The organism is Allorhizobium sp. Av2 (assembly GCF_021462805.2).
GTDB classification, from domain to species: Bacteria; Pseudomonadota; Alphaproteobacteria; order Rhizobiales; family Rhizobiaceae; genus Allorhizobium; species Allorhizobium vitis_G.
The window spans coordinates 1,564,707-1,590,687 of sequence record NZ_CP192696.1 but is presented as its reverse complement, the minus strand read 5'-3'; the positions used below and the strand labels follow the sequence as shown (position 1 = coordinate 1,590,687).

The 25,981-nt window shown below is 57.7% G+C and carries 22 protein-coding genes; 10 read left to right on the top strand and 12 right to left on the bottom strand.

The window, feature by feature from the left end:
- Entirely contained in the window at positions 1 to 405 is a 405-nt protein-coding gene (locus FS819_RS07645) for an NUDIX domain-containing protein (protein ID WP_156547689.1), read from the top strand.
- Here FS819_RS07645 and FS819_RS07640 read toward each other — a convergent pair.
- The 4 genes from FS819_RS07640 to FS819_RS07625 all read right to left on the bottom strand — a co-directional run bounded on the left by FS819_RS07640 (position 397) and on the right by FS819_RS07625 (position 4,148).
- Positions 397 to 1,242 (bottom strand): copper chaperone, encoded by an 846-nt coding sequence (locus FS819_RS07640; RefSeq protein ID WP_156547690.1) that lies wholly within the window; start codon positions 1,240 to 1,242, stop codon positions 397 to 399. The genes FS819_RS07645 and FS819_RS07640 overlap by 9 nt on opposite strands.
- A 5-nt stretch (positions 1,243 to 1,247) precedes the next feature.
- Positions 1,248 to 2,768 (bottom strand): tyrosinase family protein, encoded by a 1,521-nt coding sequence (locus FS819_RS07635; RefSeq protein ID WP_156547691.1) that lies wholly within the window; start codon positions 2,766 to 2,768, stop codon positions 1,248 to 1,250.
- A gap of 561 nt (positions 2,769 to 3,329) precedes the next feature.
- A complete protein-coding gene (locus FS819_RS07630; RefSeq protein WP_156547692.1) occupies positions 3,330 to 3,674 on the bottom strand; it encodes a TfoX/Sxy family protein in 345 nt (114 codons plus the stop codon).
- A gap of 21 nt (positions 3,675 to 3,695) precedes the next feature.
- Positions 3,696 to 4,148 (bottom strand): flavin reductase family protein, encoded by a 453-nt coding sequence (locus tag FS819_RS07625; protein WP_156547904.1) that lies wholly within the window; start codon positions 4,146 to 4,148, stop codon positions 3,696 to 3,698.
- A gap of 202 nt (positions 4,149 to 4,350) precedes the next feature.
- On the opposite strand from FS819_RS07625, the gene FS819_RS07620 reads away from it, so the two are divergent.
- The gene (locus FS819_RS07620) at positions 4,351 to 5,436 is read left to right on the top strand and encodes a branched-chain amino acid ABC transporter substrate-binding protein (RefSeq protein ID WP_156547693.1); all 1,086 of its coding nucleotides are present in this window, start codon (positions 4,351 to 4,353) and stop codon (positions 5,434 to 5,436) included.
- Positions 5,437 to 5,464: 28 nt separating this feature from the next.
- Here FS819_RS07620 and FS819_RS07615 read toward each other — a convergent pair whose 3' ends face one another.
- On the bottom strand, positions 5,465 to 6,226 hold the full coding sequence (locus FS819_RS07615; RefSeq protein ID WP_156547694.1) for an SDR family NAD(P)-dependent oxidoreductase: 762 nt from the start codon (positions 6,224 to 6,226) through the stop codon (positions 5,465 to 5,467).
- 193 nt (positions 6,227 to 6,419) lie between these two features.
- On the opposite strand from FS819_RS07615, the gene rpe reads away from it, so the two are divergent.
- The 4 genes from rpe (at position 6,420) to FS819_RS07595 (ending at position 10,318) form a co-directional block, all read left to right on the top strand.
- Entirely contained in the window at positions 6,420 to 7,097 is a 678-nt protein-coding gene (gene rpe, locus FS819_RS07610) for a ribulose-phosphate 3-epimerase (protein WP_156547695.1), read from the top strand.
- Positions 7,094 to 7,828, top strand: coding sequence for a DUF2259 domain-containing protein (locus FS819_RS07605; protein WP_156547696.1), 735 nt, complete (start codon positions 7,094 to 7,096; stop codon positions 7,826 to 7,828). The genes rpe and FS819_RS07605 overlap by 4 nt, the downstream gene beginning before the upstream one ends.
- An 89-nt stretch (positions 7,829 to 7,917) precedes the next feature.
- Positions 7,918 to 9,219 carry an adenylosuccinate lyase gene (gene purB, locus FS819_RS07600; protein ID WP_156547697.1) on the top strand — a complete coding sequence of 434 codons (1,302 nt, stop codon included), beginning with the start codon at positions 7,918 to 7,920 and terminating at the stop codon, positions 9,217 to 9,219.
- Between the two features lie 106 nt (positions 9,220 to 9,325).
- A complete protein-coding gene (locus FS819_RS07595) occupies positions 9,326 to 10,318 on the top strand; it encodes an Lnb N-terminal periplasmic domain-containing protein (protein ID WP_156547698.1) in 993 nt (330 codons plus the stop codon).
- Between the two features lie 15 nt (positions 10,319 to 10,333).
- Here the strand turns inward: FS819_RS07595 and FS819_RS07590 are convergent, their stop codons facing one another.
- Both FS819_RS07590 and ilvD read right to left on the bottom strand, forming a co-directional pair.
- On the bottom strand, positions 10,334 to 10,933 hold the full coding sequence (locus FS819_RS07590; RefSeq protein WP_070164738.1) for an HD domain-containing protein: 600 nt from the start codon (positions 10,931 to 10,933) through the stop codon (positions 10,334 to 10,336).
- 85 nt (positions 10,934 to 11,018) lie between these two features.
- Positions 11,019 to 12,854, bottom strand: a complete 1,836-nt coding sequence (gene ilvD, locus FS819_RS07585) for a dihydroxy-acid dehydratase (RefSeq protein WP_156536494.1) — start codon at positions 12,852 to 12,854, stop codon at positions 11,019 to 11,021.
- Between the two features lie 257 nt (positions 12,855 to 13,111).
- Between ilvD and msrP the strand changes: the two genes are divergently transcribed.
- The 4 genes from msrP to FS819_RS07565 all read left to right on the top strand — a co-directional run bounded on the left by msrP (position 13,112) and on the right by FS819_RS07565 (position 18,546).
- Positions 13,112 to 14,059 carry a protein-methionine-sulfoxide reductase catalytic subunit MsrP gene (msrP, locus tag FS819_RS07580; protein ID WP_156547699.1) on the top strand — a complete coding sequence of 316 codons (948 nt, stop codon included), beginning with the start codon at positions 13,112 to 13,114 and terminating at the stop codon, positions 14,057 to 14,059.
- A gap of 2 nt (positions 14,060 to 14,061) precedes the next feature.
- Positions 14,062 to 14,709, top strand: a complete 648-nt coding sequence (msrQ, locus tag FS819_RS07575) for a protein-methionine-sulfoxide reductase heme-binding subunit MsrQ (RefSeq protein ID WP_060717799.1) — start codon at positions 14,062 to 14,064, stop codon at positions 14,707 to 14,709.
- A gap of 85 nt (positions 14,710 to 14,794) precedes the next feature.
- Complete coding sequence (locus FS819_RS07570) at positions 14,795 to 16,675, top strand: O-linked N-acetylglucosamine transferase, SPINDLY family protein (protein WP_234624416.1); 1,881 nt, start codon at positions 14,795 to 14,797, stop codon at positions 16,673 to 16,675.
- Entirely contained in the window at positions 16,672 to 18,546 is a 1,875-nt protein-coding gene (locus tag FS819_RS07565) for an O-linked N-acetylglucosamine transferase, SPINDLY family protein (RefSeq protein WP_156547700.1), read from the top strand. The genes FS819_RS07570 and FS819_RS07565 overlap by 4 nt, the downstream gene beginning before the upstream one ends.
- Here FS819_RS07565 and FS819_RS07560 read toward each other — a convergent pair.
- The 5 genes from FS819_RS07560 to FS819_RS07540 all read right to left on the bottom strand — a co-directional run bounded on the left by FS819_RS07560 (position 18,531) and on the right by FS819_RS07540 (position 25,935).
- Positions 18,531 to 20,156 carry a glycoside hydrolase family 43 protein gene (locus FS819_RS07560; RefSeq protein ID WP_156547701.1) on the bottom strand — a complete coding sequence of 542 codons (1,626 nt, stop codon included), beginning with the start codon at positions 20,154 to 20,156 and terminating at the stop codon, positions 18,531 to 18,533. The genes FS819_RS07565 and FS819_RS07560 overlap by 16 nt on opposite strands.
- Before the next feature lie 257 nt (positions 20,157 to 20,413).
- Positions 20,414 to 21,445, bottom strand: a complete 1,032-nt coding sequence (gene mgrA / locus FS819_RS07555; protein WP_156547702.1) for an L-glyceraldehyde 3-phosphate reductase — start codon at positions 21,443 to 21,445, stop codon at positions 20,414 to 20,416.
- 56 nt (positions 21,446 to 21,501) lie between these two features.
- Positions 21,502 to 22,635, bottom strand: a complete 1,134-nt coding sequence (locus FS819_RS07550; protein WP_156547703.1) for a Gfo/Idh/MocA family protein — start codon at positions 22,633 to 22,635, stop codon at positions 21,502 to 21,504.
- Positions 22,636 to 22,662: 27 nt separating this feature from the next.
- Complete coding sequence (locus tag FS819_RS07545) at positions 22,663 to 23,424, bottom strand: sugar phosphate isomerase/epimerase family protein (RefSeq protein WP_156547704.1); 762 nt, start codon at positions 23,422 to 23,424, stop codon at positions 22,663 to 22,665.
- Between the two features lie 63 nt (positions 23,425 to 23,487).
- Complete coding sequence (locus FS819_RS07540) at positions 23,488 to 25,935, bottom strand: beta-mannosidase (RefSeq protein ID WP_156547705.1); 2,448 nt, start codon at positions 25,933 to 25,935, stop codon at positions 23,488 to 23,490.
- Positions 25,936 to 25,981 lie beyond the last annotated feature (46 nt).

Here is a 25,981-nt window from a genome sequence, read left to right as displayed (position 1 = left end):
ATGCTGCCCGGATTAGATTTTCCGGGTGTCGGCGTCGGACTTGCCATCCTAAGAGATGGCAAGCTTCTGCTCTATAAGCGAATGCGTCCACCCGAAGCCGGTTTCTGGAACATTGTCGGCGGCAAGGTCGATGTGCTTGAACCTGCGGAACAAGCAGCCCGGCGTGAGGCCGAAGAAGAAACCGGCCTGACCATCGGCTCCGTGGAATTTGTCAGCGTCAGCGAACAGATCATCGCAGCTGACCGCCAACACTGGGTCTCTCTTCTCTATAAGACCAGCGACATCTCTGGTGAAGCAATGCTGACAGAGCCTGACAAGCTTTCGGACTTCGGTTGGTTTGCGTTAGATGATCTGCCGCAGCCTTTATCGGCCTTCACCAAGGCTATACTGCCGTTTCTACGCTGATTTTTCCGCGTGCCGTGACGGATCGCAACCATCAAAGCATCCTGGAACAGTGTTGGTTGTGCGGCGTAACCGTTTAAGCGCTCCTTGATACACAAGGCCTGCTGGTCCTGCTATAGTCCAGCGAGCTGGACGTCCGGGACGCAGCCTCTCCGAGACCATGATTGTCGATGCGGCAGCCATAAACAGAAGATGGTAGTCATGCACGGCGAACGGTAACACCATCAACGCCCAGCAGGTACCAACACAAAGTCCGCCCTCGCGCAGGCCGTAGCACAGGCAATCGCGATCTGCGGCCCAGCCAAAAGCGCTCAATCGCGGCGTCCAGTGACACTGGTTCAAGAGGCGTTGTTTCCAGGGTGTGATTTGCCAGAGGCCGACGAGGCCTAGCGCCAGCAGCAGGACTGGCAGATCGACAAGGCTGGCAGCCACCCGCAGCAGCATGCCGAGGACCACAAGCATTGGCGCACAAACAGCCCAGAGACTGCAATAACTGACAAAGAACATGCCCAGCGAGCGTACTCGCCGCCTCTTGAGGCTACGGTTCCAGATATGCATGATCGGGTCGCGCAAAATCAATGACATCATTGCGATCAGCATGATCATCAGAGACAAGGCGACGCCGGTCACCGACATCATCGATATTTGCACCTGGAACGCGCGCCAACCGCGATCCAGAAGAGCGCCAGAGGCCGAAATACAAAGATCCAGAGCATCATTGCCACGGCTTGTGAAAGCCATGGCAAGCCAGCCGAAGAGGCTGAAGGTAAGCAATGTGGGCCATGGTGGCTCTTTCAACAAGGAGACCACGGCCCTGAGCCGAGACAGAGTGGGAGCCATGCGGCTTAGCCCGGCTGACGATAAAGGCTGATGCGCTCGACAGTCACCTTCGCGCCCTCTCGCAGAGCCTTACGGGGAACGAGATGGACGCTCAAACCGCTCTTGGCGATATTGCCGCTATGGATCAAGCCGGATAGGAGTTTGGTGATGTCGAGAACCTGCGTCACACCCCGCCCACCATGGGAGCTGTCTGCTTTCGATGCACTGCGAACGCCGAATAGGCCGACAGAGCCTGCACGAAGGTCCAGACGGTGCGCATGATCGGCATCATCGGGCAGATTGAGATAGACATCGATCACGAAGCCATCCTGTTGTGCACGAATGTTTTCCAGATTGAGGAAATACCTGTCATGCGGGGCATCTCCAGTGCGCAACCCCAAAGCCAACGTCTTCGGTGCAGCAAATAGCGCCGACTGGGTATCGTCCAGACGGACCGCCGATGACGTTTTTTCACCGGACAGGGCAAGAATATCCGCATTCGCCCCGACCAGTTCGGCAGTCTTGGGTTCCGTCACTGCTTTTCCTCCTGTTGCGACAGCCGCCGCCAGAACAGGAGCTTGAGCGACAACGAACTGGTCATAGGTATAATCCAGTTTCGGACTGGTAGTCTCCAGCATATCAGAGGGCTTGTAGTAATACGGCGTTCCATCCGGGTTCGGCACGACGAATTTACGGTCCTGAGGGCCGTCCAGCCAGGCCGGATCGACAGGGTTTTTGTGCAATGGGGAGGCGGCATTCCATTGCGCCCAAAGCCGGTCGATATTGGCATGATGCAGCCAGAAAATCGGATCTAGTCCCGCCGTGTCGGGTATGGCCATTAGGCCTGGCAGGGTTTCATCGCCATTATATTCGCCACCGATAGCAATATGGACGACATTGTGAGGCATGTGTTCCAACAGGCCGAATGTGTCGCTATCGTGGGAAAAGCCCGTCTTGACGCCACCAAATCCGGGGCTGCCGCCTGAGGACACACCCGTGAAAATAGGCGACTCCAGTGCCTCCAGGCTCACATCCTCGACAGGCACGATGATCGGTGGCGTTCCTGAACCGTAGCGCTGCTTGATGTAGAGCGGATTAGGACCACCTTCAAACTCTTCCTGCGCGAAGGCAGGTGGCATCATCCGTGCCTTGGGATTGGTCGTATCGCTGTAGTTCCAATAGGGCATGGCCCAGTCCGCCGGACCTCCGAGCGCGACGATCTGCGCCCGCACAAGCGCTTCAATCGACCAGATGTAGCCGCGATGCCAGGGCAGAAAATACCAGCTGCCGTGCTGGCATTGGTTCCAATAGAGATCCTGATCTGCTTGGGACGGCAGGGTCTCACCAGCTGTATAATATCCATATGTCGTCCAGAGACTATCGGGATCATCGATATCAATACCGTGGATCGCAGCCATGAAATTCCAGCTGGTGTTATCTGCTAGTGCCTTTTGGCGCAGCTTGCCGACACCCTTGGCATACCAATAGAGAATTGGATCGCTGAAATCGCCGCCATTCGCCCATACACTTTTACGAACGTAAACCATATTATCCCCCAGGATATTTGATGTAAAAAACTGTCAGAAGGTGCAGATTTCTCCTCCCGAAAGCCAAAGCTCCGCACCCTCCAGATCCCTTAGAGAGGGAGGTGTCATCTTGCGGTCGGTGAGGAAAAGGGCTTCAGCCGAGTGGCTTACCCTTATGAGTCGTAGAGAATGACCCGGCCGTTTAGCGCAGATCCGTTGGCACATCGTCGGACATCAGCATCATCATGATGCTTTGGTCTTCAGGTTGTTCGTTGAATTTTGGAAAACTTGAGCTCGATTTTCCCTGACAAAAACATTGGTGAGTGAAATTATGTGGATGTTTCTTGCCTTCAAAACCCCCTGGATTTCAAAGAGCGATCGAGTAAATCCTCACGCCGTTAAATGCTTCTTTTGGTTGAATATAATAAAATTGCTACTATTGATTTAGGTATCCGTCAAGTCGCCCGGCATTCGCAAAAAGACCTTTTTTGGGTGCTTTTTTGTGGCAACGCGATGGCGCGAACGCCAATCTCCTGACTGCGGCGTGCAGGTCGTTTTAAGCGACTGTTGCCGCGCCGAAGCTTAACTGCGGCGCCTTGAGGTTGAAGGCTTTTGTGCCCGGATACCCGCCTCATAGGCAAGCCGCGCCCAGCGCGCCATGTCGTCGGGATCGTCAAGGGCTTCCTCCGGCACAGACCAATACGGCATGGCGACAGGAGTCTTGCCGGGCCGCTGATAGACCCATTGCCGGGCGCCGGCGGCGACAAACTCTGGTGCCGTCTGCGCGTCGGCTTTCAGCATGATCTCGTCAAAGAGATAAAGCGCGAAGATTATGCCGTGGTGATAGATACCCTTGCCACCGAACATGCGCCGGATACTGACCGGACCCAGCGATTGAAACATCTCTTCAATATCGGCATTGTCCATGATTTGGGTCCATGATCTGGCCTATTCGACGGTATGGAAACCTCTTTGCAGGTAAAGAAGCGTTGCAGCCTTTTCACCAAGCTTCAGCCCCAACACTTCGCCGAACAGCACCGTGTGCGTGGCCGTGATTTTCCTGTCGACGACCCGGCAATCATAGGCGGCGATCGCGCCGGTCAGCAGCGGTGCGCCGGTAACCATCTGTTCCCAGGTGCCGAGCGCAAAGCGCTCTTCGCTCGACAGCTTGCCGAAACCGGCGAATGCCCCTGCCAGGTCCTGATGATGAGCGGCGAGCGTGTTCAGGGCGAAACAATCGCTTTCGAAGAAGGGCTTGTTGCCTTCGTTCTGATTGTTGATGCAGGCCAGCACCATCGGCGGCTGATCGGAAACCGAGCAGGCGGCGGTGATGGTCGTGCCTCTGGCGACGCCTTGAAATTCCGTGGTGACGATCTGCACATGGCCTGCGTAGCGGCTCATCGCTTCACGATAGTCCAAAGGATCGATAGCCACGCTGCACTCCCTGCCAATTTGCCTGTCAAGAATGGCTATAGAACAAGATATGCAAAACTGTGAAGCAATTTTACCAAACCATTATGCTCCGGTAGCATCCTGGCGCGGCGACCGAGACATTTTCATTCCCTTGCCGTTGCGATATCGCTAAGGTCACTGAAAATTCATGATGATCCGGATTGAAATGATATTGCGTTTTTTGTCACTGCTTTTCGCCATAGGCTATGCGTTTGCAGCGCCCGGTGCGTTTGCCCTTACCATCGGGCTGGTTGCTCCTCAGGGCGGGCCTTATGCTGTTCTTGGTCAGCAGCTGCGGGCGGGGGCAGACGCTGCGGTAAAGCAAAGCGGCGATACGCTGACGCTGATTGATGAGCCATGCGCCACGGGAACCGGCCCGGCGATTGCCGACAAGCTTGTGGCGGCAAAGGTCGATGCGGCGATCGGTTTTCTGTGCAGTGAAAGCCTGGATGGTTTGCTGGCCAAGCTTGGCCCGGCCGGTATTCCGGCTTTGACGCTTTCGGTGCGCTGGCCTACCGTTATGGAAGATGCCTTGAAGAGCCAATGGCCACTCTTTCGGTTGGCACCCAGCACGAAAGCGGAAAGCGAAAAGCTGGTGGAGGTGATCGTCAGCCAATGGGCAGGAACGGCATTTGCGCTTCTTGATGACGGCACAATCCGCAGTCGTGAACTGGTGGAAGCCATTCGAGTGTCGTTGGAGCAGCGCGGCATGAAGCCGGTTTTCACCGATACTTACCGCCCCGCCCAGGAGCAGCAGATTGCCCTGGTGCGGCGATTGAAGAAGACGGGCGCGACCAATGTCTTCATCGGCGGTGACCGCAGCGATGTTTCGATCATCGCCCGCGATGCCAAGGCCGAGAATATTCCTCTGACGCTGATGGGTGGCGAGGCGATGAGGGCGGTGGACCGACCTGTTCCGCTGCAAGATGGCGTATTGGCCGTGATAACGCCTGATTATGCCAGAATGCCGAGCGCACAGAAGGCGGTTGATGCGCTGCGAACGCAGGGCAGCGCAGCTGATGGCTATGCCTTGCCCGCTTTTGCCAGCGTCCAGTTTCTGCATGCGGCGGCGGCATTGAACGAACCGTCGCTGGCTGAGGCCATCAGCAAGACTAAGGCTGAGACCGTCATCGGCTCGCTGTCCTTTACCGATGGCCACGAACTCAGCGACAATCCGTTTCAATTGCAGGAATGGCGTGACGGTGGTTTTCAGCCGCCGCGTCCGCTCAGCGAATAGCTGAGCCAGGGGAAAAGCGTAACTTTGCCTATTCGTAAGGCCAGACTGGCCGTGTAAACAACCCGCCATCCACCCAGAGCGTCTGCCCGGTGACGAAGCCCGCCGCCTCGCTGGCGAGATAGAGCACGGGGCCGGCAATATCCTGCGGTGTCCCCACCCGGCGCAGCGGCGTGACCTTGCCCCAGACTTCGCCATAGTCAGGCGCTTCCTCATAGGTTCGTTCCGTGGCAATGGCACCGGGGGCAACGCAATTCACCCGGATACCATGCGGCCCCAATTCCACAGCCGCAACCTTGGTGAATTGCTCAACCCCGCCCTTGGAAGCGGTGTAATCAACCAGGTTCGGAAAGGCGAGCTTATTGCAGCCCGAGCCGATATTGACGATGGCACCACCGTTACCAGCTGCCACCATCCGGCTTGCAGCCGCCTTGGTGTTGAGAAATGTGCCGGTCAGATTGGTGCGGATCACCCGGTTCCAGTCTTTTTCAGAGAGATCGAGCAGGCTGGACCAGGTCTGCACACCGGCATTGTTGACGAGGACCGCCGGGCTTGTCTTGGCCCAGGCGCAGGCCTGATTCAAGAACTGTTCGACGGCGTCTCCGTCTCCGACATCGGCGGAAAGCGCCAGCACGTTGCGGCCCTGTTGCTCCATCAGGGATACCAGGCTTTTGGCCGGTGCATCGTCGCCGAGATAGCTGAAGGCCACCGTATCGCCCAGACCGGCAAAAGCCTGGACCAGTTGGCGCCCTATGCCCGTGCTGCCGCCGGTGATGATCACAAACCTGCCCATATTTCCTCCCATAGGTCATGTCCAAGCATTCATAGCCTCGCTGTCGCACCTGTCCAAGGCCGTATCGTGACCGCCCGCAAAGCGGCTGTAAAATCAACCGACTTTCGCAGTCCGGACCACAGGAAAGGTTGTCGCGCCAACGCGGGAATGCTATGAGCGGCACGACATCCGCTATATCGAAAGAATGAGATAAATGACACCTCCGCTGCTGATCGCCCCTTCGATCCTCGCCGCCAATTTTTCCCGGCTGGGGGCTGAAGTTGCCGATGTGGTTGAGGCGGGCGCCGACTGGATTCATCTTGATGTCATGGACGGCCATTTCGTGCCGAATATCTCTTTCGGCCCGGCGGTTATCAAGGCATTGCGGCCCCATACCAAAGCGGTATTCGACTGCCACCTGATGATTGCCCCTGCCGATCCGTTCCTTGCCGCCTTTGCCGATGCAGGATGTGATTACATCACTGTCCACGCTGAAGCCGGGCCGCATCTGCATCGCTCCCTGCAAACCATTCGCGCCCTCGGCAAGAAAGCTGGCGTGTCGATCAATCCGGCCACACCGGTTTCCACGCTGGAAAACGTCATTGACGATGTCGATCTGATCCTGATCATGAGTGTCAATCCCGGTTTTGGCGGGCAAAGCTTCATTCCGGCTGCGGCGGACAAGATCGCCCAGGCGCGGGCGCTGATTGGCGACAGGCCGATTGCACTGGAAGTCGATGGCGGCATCACCGTGGAAACGGCACCGATTGCCACAAAGGCCGGTGCCAATGTGCTGGTGGCAGGATCTGCCGTCTACAAGGGCCAGGGTGTCGATGCCTATCGCGAAACGGTGACGGCATTGCGCCATGCCGCTGAAGGAGGCCGGCCTTGAAACTCCACTGGCTTTCCGCAGCCATGGTTGCCGTGGGCAGCCTTGCCACTGCCCTGCCCGCTGCAGCAGGCGATATAGCCGCCGTTCGCCCCATCGGTTTTTCCGCCGACGGTTCCGTCTTCGCCTTCGAGGAATATGGCGTGCAGAGCGGCGTCAACACGCCCTACTCGAATATTTTTGCTATCGACCTCAACAACAATACGTTCCTGCCGGATACGCCGGTGCGCCTGCGCGGCGATGACGACAAGGCCAGCATGGCCGCGATCCGCAAGCAGAGCATGGATCAGGTGGCAAAAACCGTTCAGGACCGAGGCTTGCTGGACCATCCGGGCGAAGTGGTGGCCTTCAATCCTTTGAGCGAGATTGGCATCGATCCGCATGTGCTCAGCTACCGCGTTCACGCCTCCCAGCCGACGGTGGGTGAGCCCAATACACTGACGCTGGAAGAGCTGGACGAAGCCGCCCCTGCCGCCTGCAAGGATCAGGTGCAGACCATCAAGGGCTTTCGCCTGAAGATGACGCAAATCAACGGCGCCAAGCAGGACAAGGTGGTCTATGAAGACGGCCATGTGCCCGCCAGCCGCCGCTGTCCCACAGGCTACAGACTGGGTGGCGTCGTCACCTATCAGGTTCCCGGTGGCAATGTGGTGCAGATCGCGCTGGTCCTTGTGATGAACCCCTCCTCCGAAGGCTCCGACGGGCGTTGGCTCGCCGTGCCAATCAAGCCCTGACACCATCCTTTCGCGCCGTCGCCGTTGAGATCGGCTGCCATGTTTGCTATGGGGCGGCATAGGTTATTCATGCAAGAAAGATCAAGCCGATGATCCCGCGTTATTCCCGGCCAGAAATGGTCGCCATCTGGTCGCCCGAAACCAAATTCCGCATCTGGTTCGAGATCGAGGCCCATGCCTGCGACGCGCTGGCCGAGCTGGGTGTTATCCCGAAGGCCGCAGCCAAAACCATCTGGGAAAAGGGCGGCGCTGCTGAATTCAACGTGGCTCGCATCGACGAGATCGAAGCCGTCACCAAGCATGACGTGATTGCCTTCCTCACCCATCTGGCCGAATTCATCGGCCCCGATAGCCGTTTCGTCCACCAGGGCATGACCTCCTCGGATGTGCTGGACACCACCTTCAACATTCAGCTGGTCCGCGCCGCCGATCTGCTCCTGGTCGATATGGACCGCGTGCTGGCCGCCCTGAAAGCCCGCGCGTTTGAGCACAAGGATTCGGTGCGCATTGGCCGCAGCCATGGCATTCATGCCGAACCCACCACCATGGGGCTGACCTTTGCCCGGTTCTACGCTGAAATGGAGCGCAACCGCGCCCGTCTCGTCAACGCCCGCGCTGAAATTGCCACGGGCGCCATCTCCGGCGCTGTCGGCACCTTCGCCAATATCGACCCCAGCGTCGAGGAACATGTCTGCGAAAAGCTCGGCCTGGTGCCGGAGCCGGTCTCGACGCAGGTCATCCCGCGCGACCGCCACGCCATGTTCTTCGCCACATTGGGCGTGATTGCCTCATCAATTGAAAACGTCGCCATCGAAATCCGCCACATGCAGCGCACCGAGGTGCTGGAAGCCGAAGAGTTCTTCTCTCCGGGCCAGAAGGGCTCATCGGCCATGCCGCACAAGCGCAACCCGGTACTGACCGAAAACCTCACCGGCCTCGCCCGCCTCGTGCGCATGTCGGTCGTCCCCGCCATGGAAAACGTAGCCCTTTGGCACGAGCGCGACATCAGCCACTCCAGCGTCGAACGCGCCATTGGCCCCGACACCACCATCACGCTCGATTTCGCCCTGAACCGTTTGGCAGGCGTTGTGGAAAAGCTGGTGATCTACCCGGAAAACATGTTGAAAAACATGAACAAATTCCGCGGCCTTGTCATGAGCCAGCGCGTGCTGCTGGCCCTGACCCAAGCCGGCGTCTCCCGCGAAGACAGCTACCGCCTCGTACAGCGCAACGCCATGAAGGTCTGGGAACAAGGCAAGGACTTTTTGGAAGAGCTGCTGGGTGATGCTGAAGTGCGGGCAGCGCTAAGCGAAGAGCAGATCCGTGAGAAGTTTGACCTCGGGTATCACACCAAGCATGTGGACACGATTTTCAAGCGGGTTTTTGGGTGAGATTGACCTTAACCGTGAAACGTTGCAAGCCGCCCGAAAGGGCGGCTTTATGCGTTATAGGTTCATCAGGATACACACGGTTGAAAATCGGGAGGAGAATTTCGGCATGAAATATCTATTGCGCATAGTGAGCGTTATTCTTCTCGTCATACTGGCTTTGATTGCTCTGATCGCCACGGTTTGGATCACCTTGGCTCTGTGGTATCGTATTCCGGGCCCCGATTTCGTTCGGGGCGCAGCCTCCAGCTTGTGGCTGATTTTTATCCTCGCCATCCTTTCATTTGGTCGAAAGTCGCCTCTTGCGTCAGTCGGGCTGTTTCTATTGAGCTTGGTCGTCGTCGGCATCTGGTGGCATTCGATCAAGCCGAGCCTTGATCGGGACTGGGCAACGGATGTGTCGAGGACTGTTACCGGGAGCGTTGAAAACAACATTGTCACGCTCCAGAATGTGCGCAACTTCAACTGGACAAGCGACACGGTTGCCGATGCCAAGTGGGAGACGCGGCAATATGATCTCAACAAGCTGAATGAAGCCGATATGGTCCTGTCCTATTGGGGCATGGATGCCATTGCCCATACGCTGATCAGTTTCGGCTTTGAGGATGGTCAGCGCGTGGTGTTCTCGGTGGAAACGCGCCGCGAGAAGACCGAATCCTATTCATCGATTGCAGGCTTTTTCAAAACCTATGAGCTGGCTTTTCTCGCTGCCGATGAGCGGGATATTCTCTATCTTCGCACCAATATGCGCAAAGAAGACACCTATCTTTACCCGCTGGATATTCCCAAACAGGCGATGCGCGCCCTGTTTTTGAATTACGTGAATTCGGCAGATCAGCTTGCCAAACAGCCCAAATTCTACGACACAATCACCACCAATTGCACCACAGTGGTCTTTGATCTTGCCCGCCAGATTGAGCCAGGCATTCCAACGGATTACCGAGTTTTGCTGTCGGGCTACCTGCCCGGCTATCTGGCAGAGCATGGAGCATCAGTCTGGAAGCTGCCGGAGCCGGAATTGCGCGCCCGCGCCGCCATCAGCGCCAAAGCGCAGGCTGCGGGGAATTCACCGGCCGATTATTCCAACGTAATTAGGCAGTAAAATTGAGAAGGCAGGTCATTCGCGTGCTTTGCAATCAAAATGCGCGAGCACCAGCTCCTTTGCCTGTTCCCAGAGAATTGGTGATCCACCTTCAATGGCGGGGCCATAGCGCTCCATGACCTGCTGTTCGGAAACGCCATTTTCAGCCCACGTCCCGCCATCGGTCAGTGTATTGAGAAGCAGCGGCTGAAGGCGGTCCAACGCTTTGGCAAAACGCGCATTGGGCGTTTTGCCTTCTTCAAACTCCAGCCAGAGGGCAAGCATCTCCTGCCCCTGAACATCGGGTAAAAGCCCAAAGATACGCTTGGCGGCGGAGAGTTCTTGCTCGGCCAAGGCTGCACGGTCTACCTGCTGATTGTGTATGGGGGCATCGCCTGCGTCGATTTCAACCACATCATGCAGTAACAGCAGTTTTACCACATGCAGAGGATCAACGCCCTCGGCGTGCTCGGAAAGCGTTAGGGCAAATAAGGCCAAGTGCCATGAATGTTCAGCGGAATTTTCACGCCGGGATTTGTTGATAAGCGGTGATTGGCGCACAATGGATTTGAGTTTGTCCAGCTCAATCAAGAAAGCAAGCTGTTGGCGAAGGACATCAAATTTTGTTTGCTGCATACATTACACTCTGCCGAGCAATGACCAAAAAGGGAAAAAGCCCCGGCGCAAAACAAAATTTTGCGCCGGGGCTTCGGTCTAATCTTTACTCAGGCAATTTCCGCACAGCACCCAAGTCCGCAGACGTCGCAAACGCAGCATAGGCCTTCAGCGCCGTCGTCACCTTGCGCTTGCGGTGTTCAGCAGGCTTCCAGCCAGCGGCATCCTGTGAGACGCGGCGGGCGGCGAGTTCGCCTTCGGACAGCATCAGCTCAATCGTGCGGTTCGGGATGTCGATGGCGATGGTGTCGCCGTTGCGCACCAGGCCGATGGTGCCGCCATTGGCGGCTTCAGGCGAGACGTGGCCAATGGACAGGCCCGATGTGCCGCCGGAGAAACGACCGTCGGTGATCAAGGCGCAGGCCTTTCCGAGGCCCTTGGATTTCAGGTAGCTGGTCGGGTACAGCATTTCCTGCATGCCCGGGCCGCCCTTCGGTCCTTCATAGCGGATGACCACGACATCGCCTGCCACGACCTCATTGCTGAGAATGGCCTTGACCGCCGAATCCTGGCTTTCATAGACCTTGGCCGGACCGGTGAATTTCAGGATGCTTTCATCGACACCAGCGGTTTTGACGATGCAGCCGTCCAAGGCGATATTGCCCTTCAAAACAGCCAGGCCGCCATCCTTGGAGAATGGCTTTTCAACCGAGCGGATAACGCCATTTTCGCGGTCCATGTCCAGCTCATCCCAGCGAGACGACTGCGAAAACGCCACCTGCGTTGGTACACCGCCAGGGGCGGCGCGGAAGAACTCGCGCACACTCTCGGAAGTGGTGCGGGTAATGTCCCAGCGGTCGATGGCATCGCCCAGTGTTGGCGCGTGAACGGTTGGGCAGTCGCGGTTGATCAAGCCACCGCGATCCAGCTCGCCGAGAATGCGCATGATGCCGCCTGCACGGTGTACGTCTTCCATATGCACATCCTGCTTGGCAGGAGCCACCTTGGACAGGCACGGCACGCGGCGCGACAGCTGGTCGATATCATCAAGATTGAAATCAATCTCACCCTCATAGGCGGCAGCCAGAATATGCAACACAGTGTTGGTGGAGCCACCCATGGCAATGTCCAGCGCCATGGCGTTTTCAAACGCCTGCTTGGAGGCGATGTTGCGCGGTAGCACGTTTTCATCGTCCTGCTCATAGTAGCGGCGAGTAATATCGACGATCAGATGACCCGCCTCGACAAACAACCGCTTGCGATCCGAATGCGTCGCCAGCGTCGAACCATTGCCGGGCAAGGACAGGCCGAGTGCTTCGGTCAGACAGTTCATGGAATTGGCGGTGAACATGCCAGAGCAGGACCCGCATGTCGGACAGGCCGAGCGCTCGATGGTGGCGACGTCCTCATCGGAAATCTTGTCGTCCGCAGCGGCAACCATGGCATCCACCAGATCAAGCGCCACCTTCTTGCCATGCATAACGACTTTGCCCGCTTCCATCGGTCCACCGGAAACGAACACGGTCGGGATGTTGAGGCGCAACGAGGCCATCAGCATGCCGGGGGTGATCTTGTCACAGTTGGAAATGCAGACCATGGCATCGGCGCAATGGGCATTGACCATGTATTCGACGCTATCGGCGATGATTTCGCGTGATGGCAGCGAATAAAGCATGCCATCATGGCCCATGGCGATGCCGTCATCGACAGCGATGGTGTTGAACTCCTTGGCAACGCCGCCAGCCGCTTCGATTTCGCGGGCCACGAGCTGGCCCAGATCCTTGAGATGCACATGGCCGGGCACGAATTGCGTGAAGGAGTTGACGACGGCAATGATCGGCTTGCCGAAATCGCCATCCTTCATGCCGGTTGCGCGCCAAAGGCCGCGTGCGCCTGCCATGTTGCGGCCATGGGTCGTGGTTCTTGAGCGATAGGCTGGCATGGATGTCACCTCGATACTATTTTATTGCGCCGGAAACGCGCCGAATTTTCCAATTTATCTACGGCAGTCGGGCCTTTGTGTCACTATCAGCATGGTCGAAAACGGTACGCTCCCGGCAAGCCGAATGAACGAGACGGCAGCGGCGCACAAGATTGTGAAGTTAACTCCTCATCAAATCGATCTGTCCTTGTAACTTTTTCGATCTATTTGCCGTATTCAATCGTAGACTGATGATAGTCGACAGGGAGCTGATGAACATGGCCGCGTTTCGCCCACCGCATATTCCCGCATCCGAGATTACACCGCAGAGCGTCTATCTGTCACGCCGCAGCCTGATTGGTGGTGCGGCGGGAACCTTGGCGCTGGCGGCGGCTGGTGATGTGTTGGCCGCGCCCCTCACCGCCAAGCCTTCGGATTACAAGGTCGATGACAAGCTGACGCCGAAAAAAGACGTCACTACCTATAATAATTTCTACGAGTTCGGCACGGACAAATCCGATCCCGCAACCAATTCCGGTAAATTCAAGCCGACCCCCTGGACGGTGGAGGTTGGCGGTCTGGTTTCCAAGCCGCAGAAGATTGCCATTGAGGACATCATGAAGTCCTTCACCATGGAAGAGCGGATCTACCGGATGCGCTGCGTTGAGGCCTGGTCCATGGTCATTCCCTGGGATGGGTTTCCGCTGTCGGCGCTTCTGGACCGGGTTGAGCCGCTGGCCAGCGCCAAGTATGTTGCCTTTGAAACCGTGGTGCGGCCGGAAGAAATGCCGGGCCAGAGCGGTTTCTTCCAGTCGATCAACTGGCCCTATGTCGATGGCCTGCGACTGGATGAAGCGCGTCATCCCCTGACCATCCTTGCCACCGGCCTTTATGGCGAAACGCTGCCAAACCAGAACGGTGCGCCTTTGCGGCTGGTCGTGCCGTGGAAATATGGCTTCAAGGGCATCAAATCCATCGTCAAGATCACGCTGACGGAAAAGCAGCCGCCCTGCACCTGGAACATTCTGGCCGCCAATGAATATGGCTTCTATGCCAATGTGAACCCCAAGGTCGATCACCCCCGCTGGAGCCAGGCGACAGAGAGACGTATCGGCGAAGGTGGTGGTCTGTTTGGCGGCTCCCGCAAGGATACCCTGCCCTTCAATGGTTACGGTGAACAGGTTGCCAGCCTTTACGCTGGCATGGACCTGACCAAGAATTTCTGACCATGGCCTCTTTCAGTCTCTCCGCACGGCAAAAATCGCTCTCCATCTGGGCACTCTATGCGTTTGGCCTCATGCCGGGCCTCTACGCCTTCTATCTCGGCATTTTCGGTGATCTCGGCGCCGATCCGGTGCGCGAATTCGAGCACCGTCTCGGGCTCTGGGCCTTGCGGTTCCTCTGTCTCGGGCTGGCGATCACGCCGCTGCGCGATCTGGCAAAATACAATTTCATCGCCTATCGCCGGGCGCTGGGCCTTTTGGTGTTCTACTATGTGCTGGCCCATTTTGCCGTCTATCTAACGTTGGATAGAGGGCTGATTCTCTCGTCCATTCTCGGAGACATCCTGAAACGGCCCTATATCATGCTTGGCATGCTGGGTCTCATCCTGCTTATTCCTCTAGCGCTGACCTCCAATCGCTGGTCGATCCGCAAGCTCGGCAGCCGCTGGAACACGTTGCATAAGGCGAGCTATATCATTCTTGCCGCAGGGCTTTTGCACTTCGTCCTGTCGCGCAAGTCCTTCACGCTGGAGCCCGCAATCTATACCGGCATCGTTATCCTGTTGCTCGGCTACCGGCTGGTGCGTCCAAGGCTGATGGCCGCGAAGCGGAAAAAGGCGGCGCTGGCCAAAGCGGCAACCCGGACTGCTTAAGGTTTAGGTTCAGGCAAGCCAGACTTCCTAGGGTTTTCCGAGAAGACAAACGGAAACGTGAGTGTCCGGAGTCTGGCGGGTTTACTTGGAACCTGCCGGACTCTCGCATCGGTTTTCGGCCATGCAGGGAGACCAGAATACCGTGTTGAATGTTGCCCACCCCCTCCAGGAGGCGAAACGCCTTTATGACAGTGGCCAGTATCAGGCGGCATTGGAGGCAGTCTCCGGCCTGGTTGCCAGCCATCCTGGCCCCGATGCGCCTGGCCTGCTTGGGGAAATCCTGCTGAAACTGGGTTCGGTGGAGGGTGCGGTCGAAGCTTTCGAGTTTGCCGCAAGCCGTATGCCGGAGCCGGAGGGATCGCGATTGCGCGCCCATGCCGCGTTTCTGGCGCTGGATACAGAGGCGACCTACCCGCCGGAGCGCATGAATGCGTTGCTTTCCACCTTGGTCGCCAGCGACCGACCGGAGCATTGGCAAAAGGCCGGTGAAATTCTCTCGGCAGACAGCCGCAATCCGCTGACGCTGACTGTGTTGCAGAAACTGCGTCGCCTGAGACCGCAAGACGATAACGTGCTGATGCTGCTGCTGCGGGTGGCGCGTGAACAATGCCATTATCCGGTTCTGTTGGAAGAAGAGCCGCTGCTGCGTGAAAAACTGGCACGTGGCGAGATTGCTTGCCTTACCCAGGAGCCACCCCATGCCAGCCTGATGTGGGAAGACGATGAGCGGCTAAACCGTCTGGCCTCGATGATCAGCGGCTTCCCGCCCGTCACTCCGGCCATGCAGGCCTTGCGGCATAGCCAGCCACATAGCTGGGGCGAAAAGATCCGCATTGGCTATCTGAGCTGCGATTATTGGGACGATCACGCCACCATGCGGCTGCTGCGCTCGGTGCTGACGGCTCATGATGCCTCGCGCTTCGATGTCACGCTGTTTTGCTACACGCCCGACCAGTTTCTGGCCTATGACAATGGCGGGCGCCAGCAATGGGGTCGGATCGTTTCGATCACCGATATGAGCGATGATCAGGCGGCGGCCAGGGTTCGGGCGCATAATATCGATATTCTTGTCGATCTGAAGGGCCATACGCGCGGCAGTCGCTCTGCCCTGATGAACAGGCCGCTGGCGCCGGTGCATGTCCAATGGCTGGGCTTTCCCGGCACCTGTATCGAGATCGATTGCGATTATGCGATTGGCGACCGGTTTGTGCTGCCCGACAGTTCAAAGCCCTATTACCATGAGAAATTCTGCCGCCTGCCGGAATGCTACCAGCCGAACGACCCCATCTACCGTCCGCTGGCCGATGCCGCCAGCCGCATGGCGCTTGGTCTGCCGGCTGACCGCGTGGTGATCGGCGCCTTCAACAGCCAGCGCAAGAACTCGCTGCTGACCATGCGGCTTTGGGCGGAGGTGCTCAAGGCCAATCCCAAGGCACTGCTCTGGCTGATGATCGACGGGAATGGCGCGCGTCAGGCAACCGCTGCCCATTTCAAGACGCTGGGCGTCAAGCAATCGCAATTGCTGTTTGCGCCGAAAATGGCCTATGCGGCGCATCTAGCCCGGGCGCAGGCGGCTGATTTCGCCATCGATACTTTCCCCTGCAATGGTCACACGACGACATCCGACATGCTGTGGGCCGGGCTGCCGGTGCTGACCATGAAAGGCCGCAATTTTGCGTCGCGCGTGTCGGAAAGCCTGCTGAATGCTATCGGCCTGCCGCAACTGGTAACAAAGGACGAACAGGATTTCGTGGCGCTAGCAACCGCGCTCATCAACGATCCGCAACAAATGCGCGCCTTGAAACAGCACCTGGTCGATCAACGCTTCAAGACGCCGTTGTTTGATGCAACGCGCTTTTGCCGCCATCTGGAGACCTCCTACGAAATGATGGCTGAACGCGCCAAAGCGGGATTGCCACCAGACCATTTCGATGTTCCCCAGGCAAAAGAAGGACAGGCATCATGACGGTTCTGGTGGATGAGATGGGTTCGCAAGGCTCGGATCTCGACCTGCGGATTCGCGCGGCCAGAACTCTGGAATCGGCAGGCAACATCCTTGAGGCAGCACAAGCCTTCGCCGATCTCGCAGAGAGTGCCGCATCGTTTGATCCCTCCACTCAGGCCGGCTTTCTTGGCCATGCGGCGCGTCTCTATCTGGCTGCCATGCAGCAGGAGACGGCCGTCGCTCTTGCCTTGAACAGCCTGGCACTTGGCCCCGCGACCGTGGACGCTGCCTATGTGGTATTGAAATCCGGAACTGTTCCACTGTCCCACGCTGCAAAAGACGCCTTGATCGCGACGCTGGGGACAAGCACTGATATTGATGATCTGGTGCTTGCTGCCCTGTCTGTCGGCAATGACATCCATCATCCGCTTTGCCTGCCGATTTATACAAGACTGCGGCAATTGCGTCCGGACCTGCCGAAAGTGCGCATGGCGCTGGTGCAGATTGCCCGGATGCAATGCAATTACGACATCCTGATAGCAGAGGAGGCTCTCCTGCATCAGGATATCGCTGCGGGTAAAATCGATTTTCTTGCCATGGAATCGCCCCATGCCAACCTGATGTGGCTGGCGGATGAAAGCCTGAACAGGCGCGCCCGTTACTATACGATAACCCAGGCGATGACAGCGTCGTCACAGACGACGCGGCGCAGTCAGCCTCATGTCTGGGGCGAAAAGCTGCGGATAGGCTATCTTTCCGGTGATTTCTGGGATGAGCACGCCACGATGCGTTTGTTGCGCAGCGTGTTAACCAGCCACGACACCAGCCGTTTCGAGATCTTTCTGTTTTGCCATACGCCTCGCAACCTCGTCGATATCGATAAGGGCGGTCGTCAGCAATGGGGCGCGATCACCTCAATTGCCGACCAGACTGACGATGAGGCCGAAGCGACGATCCGGGCGATGAAGATCGACATCATGGTCGATCTGAAAGGCCACACACGCGACGGCCGCTCCGGGCTGATGAATCGGCCCCTTGCACCGGTTCATGTTGCATGGTTAGGTTTTCCCGGCAGTTGTTGCGATGTCGATTGTGATTACGTCATTTGCGACCAGGTCGTGTTGCCTGATAGTGCCAAGCCTCATTATCACGAGAAATTCTGCCGAATGCCAGAAAGCTATCAGCCGAACGATCCGCTTCATCGGCCCTTCCCACCCGCCTCATCCCGTATGGCGCTTGGCCTGCCCACGGACAGGGCGGTGATTGGCACCTTCAACAGCCAGTCGAAAAACACGCCGGAAACCTTGCGGCTCTGGTCGCGCATCCTCAAGGCCAATCCAAAGGCCCTGCTCTGGATGATGGTCGATGGCAATGGCGCGCGCCAATCCACCGCCGCCTTCTTCAAATCGCTTGGTGTCAAGCAATCGCAACTGCTGTTTGCCCCGAAAATGCTGTATGAAAACCACATCGCCCGCGTCCAGGCTGCCGATTTTGCCATCGACAGTTTTCCTTGCAACGGCCACACCACCACTTCGGATATGCTGTGGGCCGGGCTGCCTGTTATAACCAAGCGGGGAACGAATTTCGCGTCTCGCGTCTCGGAAAGCCTGTTGAAGGCCATCGGTCTTGATGAATTGGTGGCGCGGGACGAAGACGATTTTGTCGAGCTTGCCACGGCGCTGATTAATGACCCCGCCAGGATTGCCCGGTTGAAGACACATATCGTCGAACAACGGTTCAAAGCGCCTTTGTTCGATGCGACACGGTTTTGCCGCCATCTGGAAGCTGCTTATAACACCATGGCAGACTGCGCCAGGGCAGGCCTCGCACCGGATCATTTCGATGTTGCGGCCCTGCCCCGTGATGGTGCCAGTTTTCAACGCGCCTCGTAGACGAAGCCGTCGAAATCGGCAGGTTTCGCCTGCCCCGTCAGGTCAAAGGCGAACAAGCCGGTAAAAGCGCCGGTGAAGGAGGCGTCGAAGCCGCGTCCGCCCTCATCGGAAATGACGCCAGCGTCGAGGATCGGGCCGACCGTCTGCCATGCCTCGCCGGAGCCATCCAGGCCTGCGCCCGCTGGACGCCAGAGGAATTGCAGATCGTTATCCGTGACCTCCATCGCCAGATCAATATCGCCATCCGGCAAAGACAATCCGGCATCGATGGGAAAGACCAGCTTGCCGCCCGGGTAATCGCCGGGGCAGGACAGGATGGTCAGCGTCCGGCCCAACGTCTCGTGCCAGGTGACAGTCAGGGCGTAAAATTTGTAGCGGTTATAATAATGGGTCAGGCCCGCCGCCTGCTGATAGGTCTGCGGCGCAAAAGTGATCCGGGTCTGCGCCCGGAATGAGTGGTGCTGCTGGCGGCGGGCCACCAATGCCTGCTCGAACCAGTTGCCAATGCTTTGCCGGCCATAAAGCCGCAGAAAGCCGGGCCGCGCCGCCACACTGAAAATCCGCTCCGGCTCTGGCGTCCGCAACCATTGAAAATCCATCGGCAGGCAGAACGGATCGAAACGGTACTCGGTGATCGCAGGCTTTTCCAAACGCTCTGCCGGTAAAGGTGGCTTTACGTTGACCACGGGCACCGGGCCGCCATGGGCCAGATAGAGCCAATCCTCCTTCCAGACGCATTTTTGCAAGGACGTTTCACGCCCCAGCGTGCAACGGCGATAAGGCGCCAGCGGGCGGCCGCATAAATGGGTGTGATAGGCCTGCCCGTCAGGCGTTTCCACATATTGCCCATGGCCAGCCTTTTGCAACTCTGCCTTGGAATCGTCTTTGGAGGTGATCACATGCCGGTCGGGATGGGTCTCATAGGGGCCTTCGATATGGCGCGATCGCGCCATGGTGACGGCGTGGTCATAGCCTGTGCCACCTTCGGCAACGGTCAGGTAGTACCAGCCATTGCGCTTGAACAGATGCGGCCCCTCGACCAGTCCAAGCTCGGTTCCGGCATAGATGTTGCGCACTGGCCCCGTCAGCGTTTTTGCCACCGGGTCCCATTCCTGCAACAGGATGCCGTCGAAGGCCGGATGCGGGCCGATGGCATTGAAAGCCTCAAGCCGGTGGTTCCATTGCATATTGACGAACCATTTGCGGCCATCGTCATCGTGAAACAGTGAAGGGTCAAAGCCTGACGCATTAACATAAACAGGATCGGACCATTCGCCCTCAATGCTTGGCGAGGTCACAATGTAATTGGGGGCGTCCTTGAAACTGCCATCGAGGCGCTTCACATCGGTATAGACCAGCCAGAACAACCCATCGGCATAGGACAGGCATGGCGCCCAGATGCCGCAGCTATCGGGATTGCCGCGCATGTCAAGCTGGCTTAGGCGCTCCAGCGGACGGCGGATCAGTGTCCAGTTGACCAGGTCGCGCGAATGATGGATCTGCACGCCCGGATACCATTCGAAGGTCGAGGTGGCGATGTAATAATCCTCCCCCACCCTGCAGATGGACGGGTCCGGGTTGAAGCCCGGCAGGATTGGGTTGATGATCATGCTTTCTCCTCCACGAGAAAACTCTTCGCCTTTCGAGGCGAAGAGGCTGACTGCCGACAAAGCGCTCCAATCTCGACGTCATGCTCGGCCTTGTGCCGAGCATCTGCCACCATTGAATTCATCAATCCACCTCAATGACGTGGAGTCGGTGGTAGATCCTCGGGACAGGCCCGAGGATGACGAAATGCCGAGATCGACGTTTGCTATAAACCGTATCATCGCCTTAAAAGGCGAGGAAACTTGCCGAAAAGGCTTACTCAATCGCGCTCGGCGGATTTCGCCCAGAGATTGATATCGGCTTCCTTTGCATAGACGTTGATCTCGGCCAGTTCCGCCTCGGTAAAATCAGGCGTATCCAGCGCCTTGACGCAATCCTCGATCTGCGAAACCCGGCTGGCGCCGATCAGGGCAGACGTCACGCGACCACCGCGCAGCACCCAGGAAATCGCCATCTGCGCCAGTGTCTGGCCGCGCTTTTCGGCAATGGTGTTGAGCTTGCGGATATTGTCGATGATTTCAGGGCGGATGAACTCGCGCTTCAAAAAGTGGTTCTGCGCGGCGCGGCTATCCTCAGGAATACCCTGAAGATATTTGGTGGTCAGCATGCCTTGCGCCAGCGGTGAAAACACGATGGAGCCCATGCCGACATCCTCAAGCGTATCGAGCAATTCGTCCTCTTCCACCCAGCGATTGAGCATGGAATAGCTCGGCTGGTGGATCAGCAGCGGCGTGCCGAGACCCTTCATGATCTCGACGGCTTCGCAGGTGCGCTGCGAATTATAGGAGGAAATCCCGACATAGAGCGCCCGGCCCGAACGGACGATATGATCGAGCGCGCCGCAGGTTTCTTCTAGCGGTGTGTCAGGGTCGAAACGGTGCGAATAGAAAATATCCACATAGTCCAGACCCATGCGCTTCAGGCTCTGGTCGCAGGATGAGATCAGATATTTGCGGCTACCCCATTCGCCGTAAGGGCCGGGCCACATATTGTATCCGGCCTTGGACGAGACGATCAGCTCGTCACGAAGCCCATGAAAATCCGTCTTGAGGATTTCGCCAAAGGCCAGTTCGGCAGCGCCCGGCAGAGGGCCATAATTATTGGCAAGATCGAAATGGGTGATGCCAAGATCAAAGGCGCGGCGGCACATATCTCGCTTCAACTGATGCGGCGTGTCATCGCCAAAATTATGCCAGAGACCAAGCGAGATCGCCGGCAATTTAAGCCCGCTCTTGCCGCAACGATTATAGGTCATCCGCTCGTAGCGGTTTTCAGCCGGTTGCCAGGTCATGATATGCTCCTTGAAATGGGCGACGGCATTACGCCGCCGCCTTTGTCTGTTCAGCCTTACCGAAGCAAGGCCCTTGCCTCTTCTACGCCAAGAGCCGCCGGTTGGGTACAGGTGGTGGAGAGCGAGACGAATTCGCCCGTCTCACCCGATTTCAGAATGGCCGTCATCACATCGACCCCATGCAAAACCCGGTCCAGCGAGCAACGCGCATCGCGGCCCTCAATGATCGCCAAGGCCATGTCGGCAAGCCCCGCCGTGCGATAATTGGCGCGCGGTCCCTGCGCACTTTCCTGGTTGTTGATGCCGAACGGATGGTCCCATTCCTCCAGCGGCTTGACCTCCTTATTACGGCCCGTGGCTTCCACCGCGCCACCGAAGAAATTCGGGTCCGGCACGAACAACGAACCTTCCGTACCGTAAAGCTCCATATTGGCATGGCGATGGCACCAGACGTCCCAACTGGCTGATAGGGTGATGGTCGCGCCATTGACGAATTCCAGCAGGGCGTGAATGTTGGTCGGTGTCTTGACTGGGATCACTTCGCCATTGCGCGGCTCGCTGGTAATGGTGCGGGTCTCGTTGGCCATCGAGGTCAAGGCCCCAACCCGCTTCACCGGGCCGATCAGGTTGATCAGGTTGGCAATATAATAAGGCCCGAGATCGAGGATCGGACCGCCGCCCGGCAGGAAGAAGAAATCCGGGTTCGGGTGCCACATTTCCATGCCGGGGCTCATCACATGGCAGGTGCCTGATGTGACGCGGCCAATACCGCCTTCATCGATATGCTTGCGCGCCAGTTGATGCGCGCCGCCCAGAAAAGTGTCAGGGGCGCAGCCGACTGCGAGACCCTTTTCTTTGGCGATCCGCCGCAGGCTCTCACCCTCTTCCAGGCTCAGCACCAGCGGCTTTTCCGAATAGACATGCTTGCCTGCTTCGAGGATTTGTTTGGAAACGGCGTAATGCACCGCTGGAATGGTGAGGTTGACCACCACATCCACATCCGGATTGGCCAGCAGTTCTTCCACCGTCTGGGCCTTGACGCCGAATTCCTCGGCGCGCAGCTCCGCTGCATTCATGTTGATATCGGCGCAGGCCACCACTGTGATGCCCTTGAACAGCGGGGCAAGGGTGAAATAGGCCGAGGAAATATTGCCGCATCCGATGATGCCGACATTAAGTTCACGTGTCATCTGAGTTTATCCTGACAAGTAACTGATTTAAAATGAATTGAAGGACGCAATAGACCGGGTGATCAATCTGTCGATATCGTTGGGATTGTCATGCTCGACCACATAATATTGGACATTATAGCGTGCCAGTGCAGCCACCAGTCCCTTCCAGTCTATCGTGCCGTGGCCAACATCGGCCCAGCCGTCCTCATCCTTGTTTTCGCCTGCGGGGGCGATATCCTTGACATGCACGGCGGTGATCCGCTTGCCGTAGCTCTCGATCCAGGCGACGGGATCGGCATGGCCACGCACTACCCAGGCCAGATCGGCTTCCCAGGTCAGGCTTGGACCACCGGCAAAAATCTGCTCCTGCGGTGTTGAACCGTCGGGAAGTACCGCAAATTCGAAATCATGATTGTGCCAGCCGAACAGCAGCCCGGCATCGACGAAAGGCTTGCCTGCCTTTTCCAGCCTTTGACCAAAAGCAAACCAGCCCGCTGCATCCGTTGGACGCAGGTCCGCAACGAGATGAGGGCAATAGACCGCCTTGACGCCCAAGGTCTTGGCAATAGAGAGCGCCTTGGCCGGATCGCTTTCCAACAGGTCCAGGCCGAAATGGCCGGTCGGCATGGTCAGGTCATTGGCGTCGAGATCGTCGCGCAACGCTTTCAGTGCCGCATCATCGGCGCTGGCATACATCGCGCCATAGCCCTCGACATGGGTATAGCCTGCCGCCTTCAACTTCGGAAGGATAGCGGAAAATGGCTGGAAATTGCGGGCGCTGTAAAGCTGAAAACCGAAATCGGTCATGGTCATTTCCTCCTGAAAAATTGGCCGCGCCTCCCGTGACGCGGATTGTCGGTTTGTGATGGATTAATGTGTGTTCTGGCAGGAATAGAGATCGTAAAGGGTGAAATCAGGCACGTCGCCCGGCCGCAGCGGTGTAGCCGGGGTGAAGGTCACACGGCGGCTTTCACCGGCGGTCAGATCGAAGGCGTTGTCGCTGTAGCTCCCGTCGAGGCGGCTTTCGATCATCACGAACAGCGCAAGATCGGAGGCCGTGACCGTCAATTCGAAAGAACCATCGGCCTGTGGCATGGCCTTTAGCTCAAGACCCGATGGTTCCAGTTCCAGGCTTTTGTAAGCGCCGCCTGACACAAAATGGCCCTCGCCTTCCATGCCATTGGATGCCTTGAAATCCCATATTATCAGTCCATTACCTGGGACATCTGATAGTTCAATGGAAGTCAAAATCTCTGCCCGGTCAGGTGAACATGATCCGCTTGCCGTCACCAGTGTCCGGCGCTCACCAGACAATGTCAGCGCAAACACGGTCAAATCGATATCGACACTGTCAGCCGTGTCATTGACCATGGAGAACTGCACCCGCTTGCCCGTTTCATCCGGGATGGCGGCAATGGCCACCGGCTGGAAGAAGCGCTTGACCATATAATGCATGGCCTTCCACCGCCCGCCATAATCCAGGCTCGCCCAGGAGGCGACAGGCCAGGTATCGTTGAGCTGCCAATACAGCGTACCCATGCAATGCGGTTTCAGCGAGCGCCAATAGTCCACTGCGGTCTTGATCGCCAAGCCCTGCTGGATCTGGCTGAGATAGACGAAATTGGCGAAATCCTTTGGAAAGCGGAAATAGCGGAACATCGTGCCTGCGATCCGCTCATTGCCGCCAGCGTTCTTCTGGTGCAGCTCGATGACCGGCGAGGCGATATTCATGTCCTTTGCCTCGGCAAAGCTTTCGATGACAGGCAGCGACGTATAAGACTGGAAACCGAATTCCGAGCAGAAGCGCGGCTTGACGCTGCGGTAATTGTCGAAGCTCTTGTTCTCGTGCCAGACGGACCAATAATGCATGTCACCTGAGCCATCGGCGTGCCAGGCATCGCCATAGTCGAGATAGCCGGAGGCGGGGCTGGAGGGCCACCAGATGGCTTGCGGAAAGGTCTTTTTGACCCCCTGCTCGATCACCCGGTTCAGCCGGTCATAGGCAACCAGATAGCGGTCACGATTATCGCGGCTTTCGTCAAACCAGGTCAGCGCCCCCATCAATTCGTTGTCGCCACACCAGAGCGCAATGGACGGATGCGATTGCAGGCGGCGAACCTGATAATCGACCTCGGCTGCAACATTATCGAGGAAATCATCGGTGCAGGGATAGAGATTGCAGGCAAACATGAAGTCCTGCCAGACCAGCAGGCCCAAACGGTCACACAGATCATAGAACCAGTCGGCCTCGTAAAAACCGCCACCCCAGACACGGATCATGTTCATGTGGGCGGCGACCGCCGAGTCCAGCAAGCCCTTGGTTTTTTCAAGCGACGAACGCGAAAACAGCGCGTCGGCGGGAATCCAGTTGGCGCCCCGGCAGAAGATCTCCCGCCCATTGACCTTGAACGCGAAGCGGCTGCCCGCCTCATCCGCATCAGTAAGCAGTTCGATGACCCGCAGGCCGATCAGCTTTTCGACTGTATCGCCCGGCACGTCTACGCTTAAGGTGTAAAGCGCCTGCTCGCCGCTGCCCGCTGGCCACCACAGCTGCGGCTGCTCAATCTCGAACACATGGGTGATGATCGTTTCCCCGGCATTGACGCCGCAGTCCAGCCGCAGCCGCTCGTCCTCCAGCTGGAAATGCACCGGCACCACTGATGGGGTCTTGGCAAAAATCGTTGCCTTCACCGTCAGCTCCACCCGGCCATCGGCATGGTGCAACTGGCTGGTTTCGACATGCTCGATCCGCGCCGGGTCCAGTTTGCGGATGGCAATGGTCCCATAGACGCCCAGCGGCGCGATGGCGATATTCCAATCCCAGCCGAAATGGCTTTGCGGCTTGCGCAGCATATTGCCATGGGGGATCGGCGAGTTGCCGGGATGGTAAGGCACGTAGAAGGGTTGGCGCGCCTGCCGCTCGGCCCCTGCCTTGATGCTGGAATGGATGACGATGCGAATGGTGTTTTCGCCCGGCTGCAAGGCGGCGCTGACATCCGGGCGGTAGCGCCGGAAGCAATTGTCGGCCGACAGTACTGGGATGTCATTGATGAACACCATGGCGACGGTGTCGAGATTGTCGATATCCAGATACCAATCCGCATCGGCCACATCGAGATGGAAGCTGCGCACCAGCACCCAATCGCTTTCGGCCACCCATTGCACCTGTTCCTCATTCCTGGCGAAATAAGGATCGGCAATCATGCCTGCCGCATGAAGCGCGCTATGCACGTCGCCGGGCAAGGTGATGGTGCAGGCGTGTTCACCGTTTACGGTGGAAAGCTGCCAGGGGCCGGCAAGATCGTGGATATCGGTCATGGTCACCTCGATAACTGCGGAGCGGATGATACCGCTCCTCTGGATA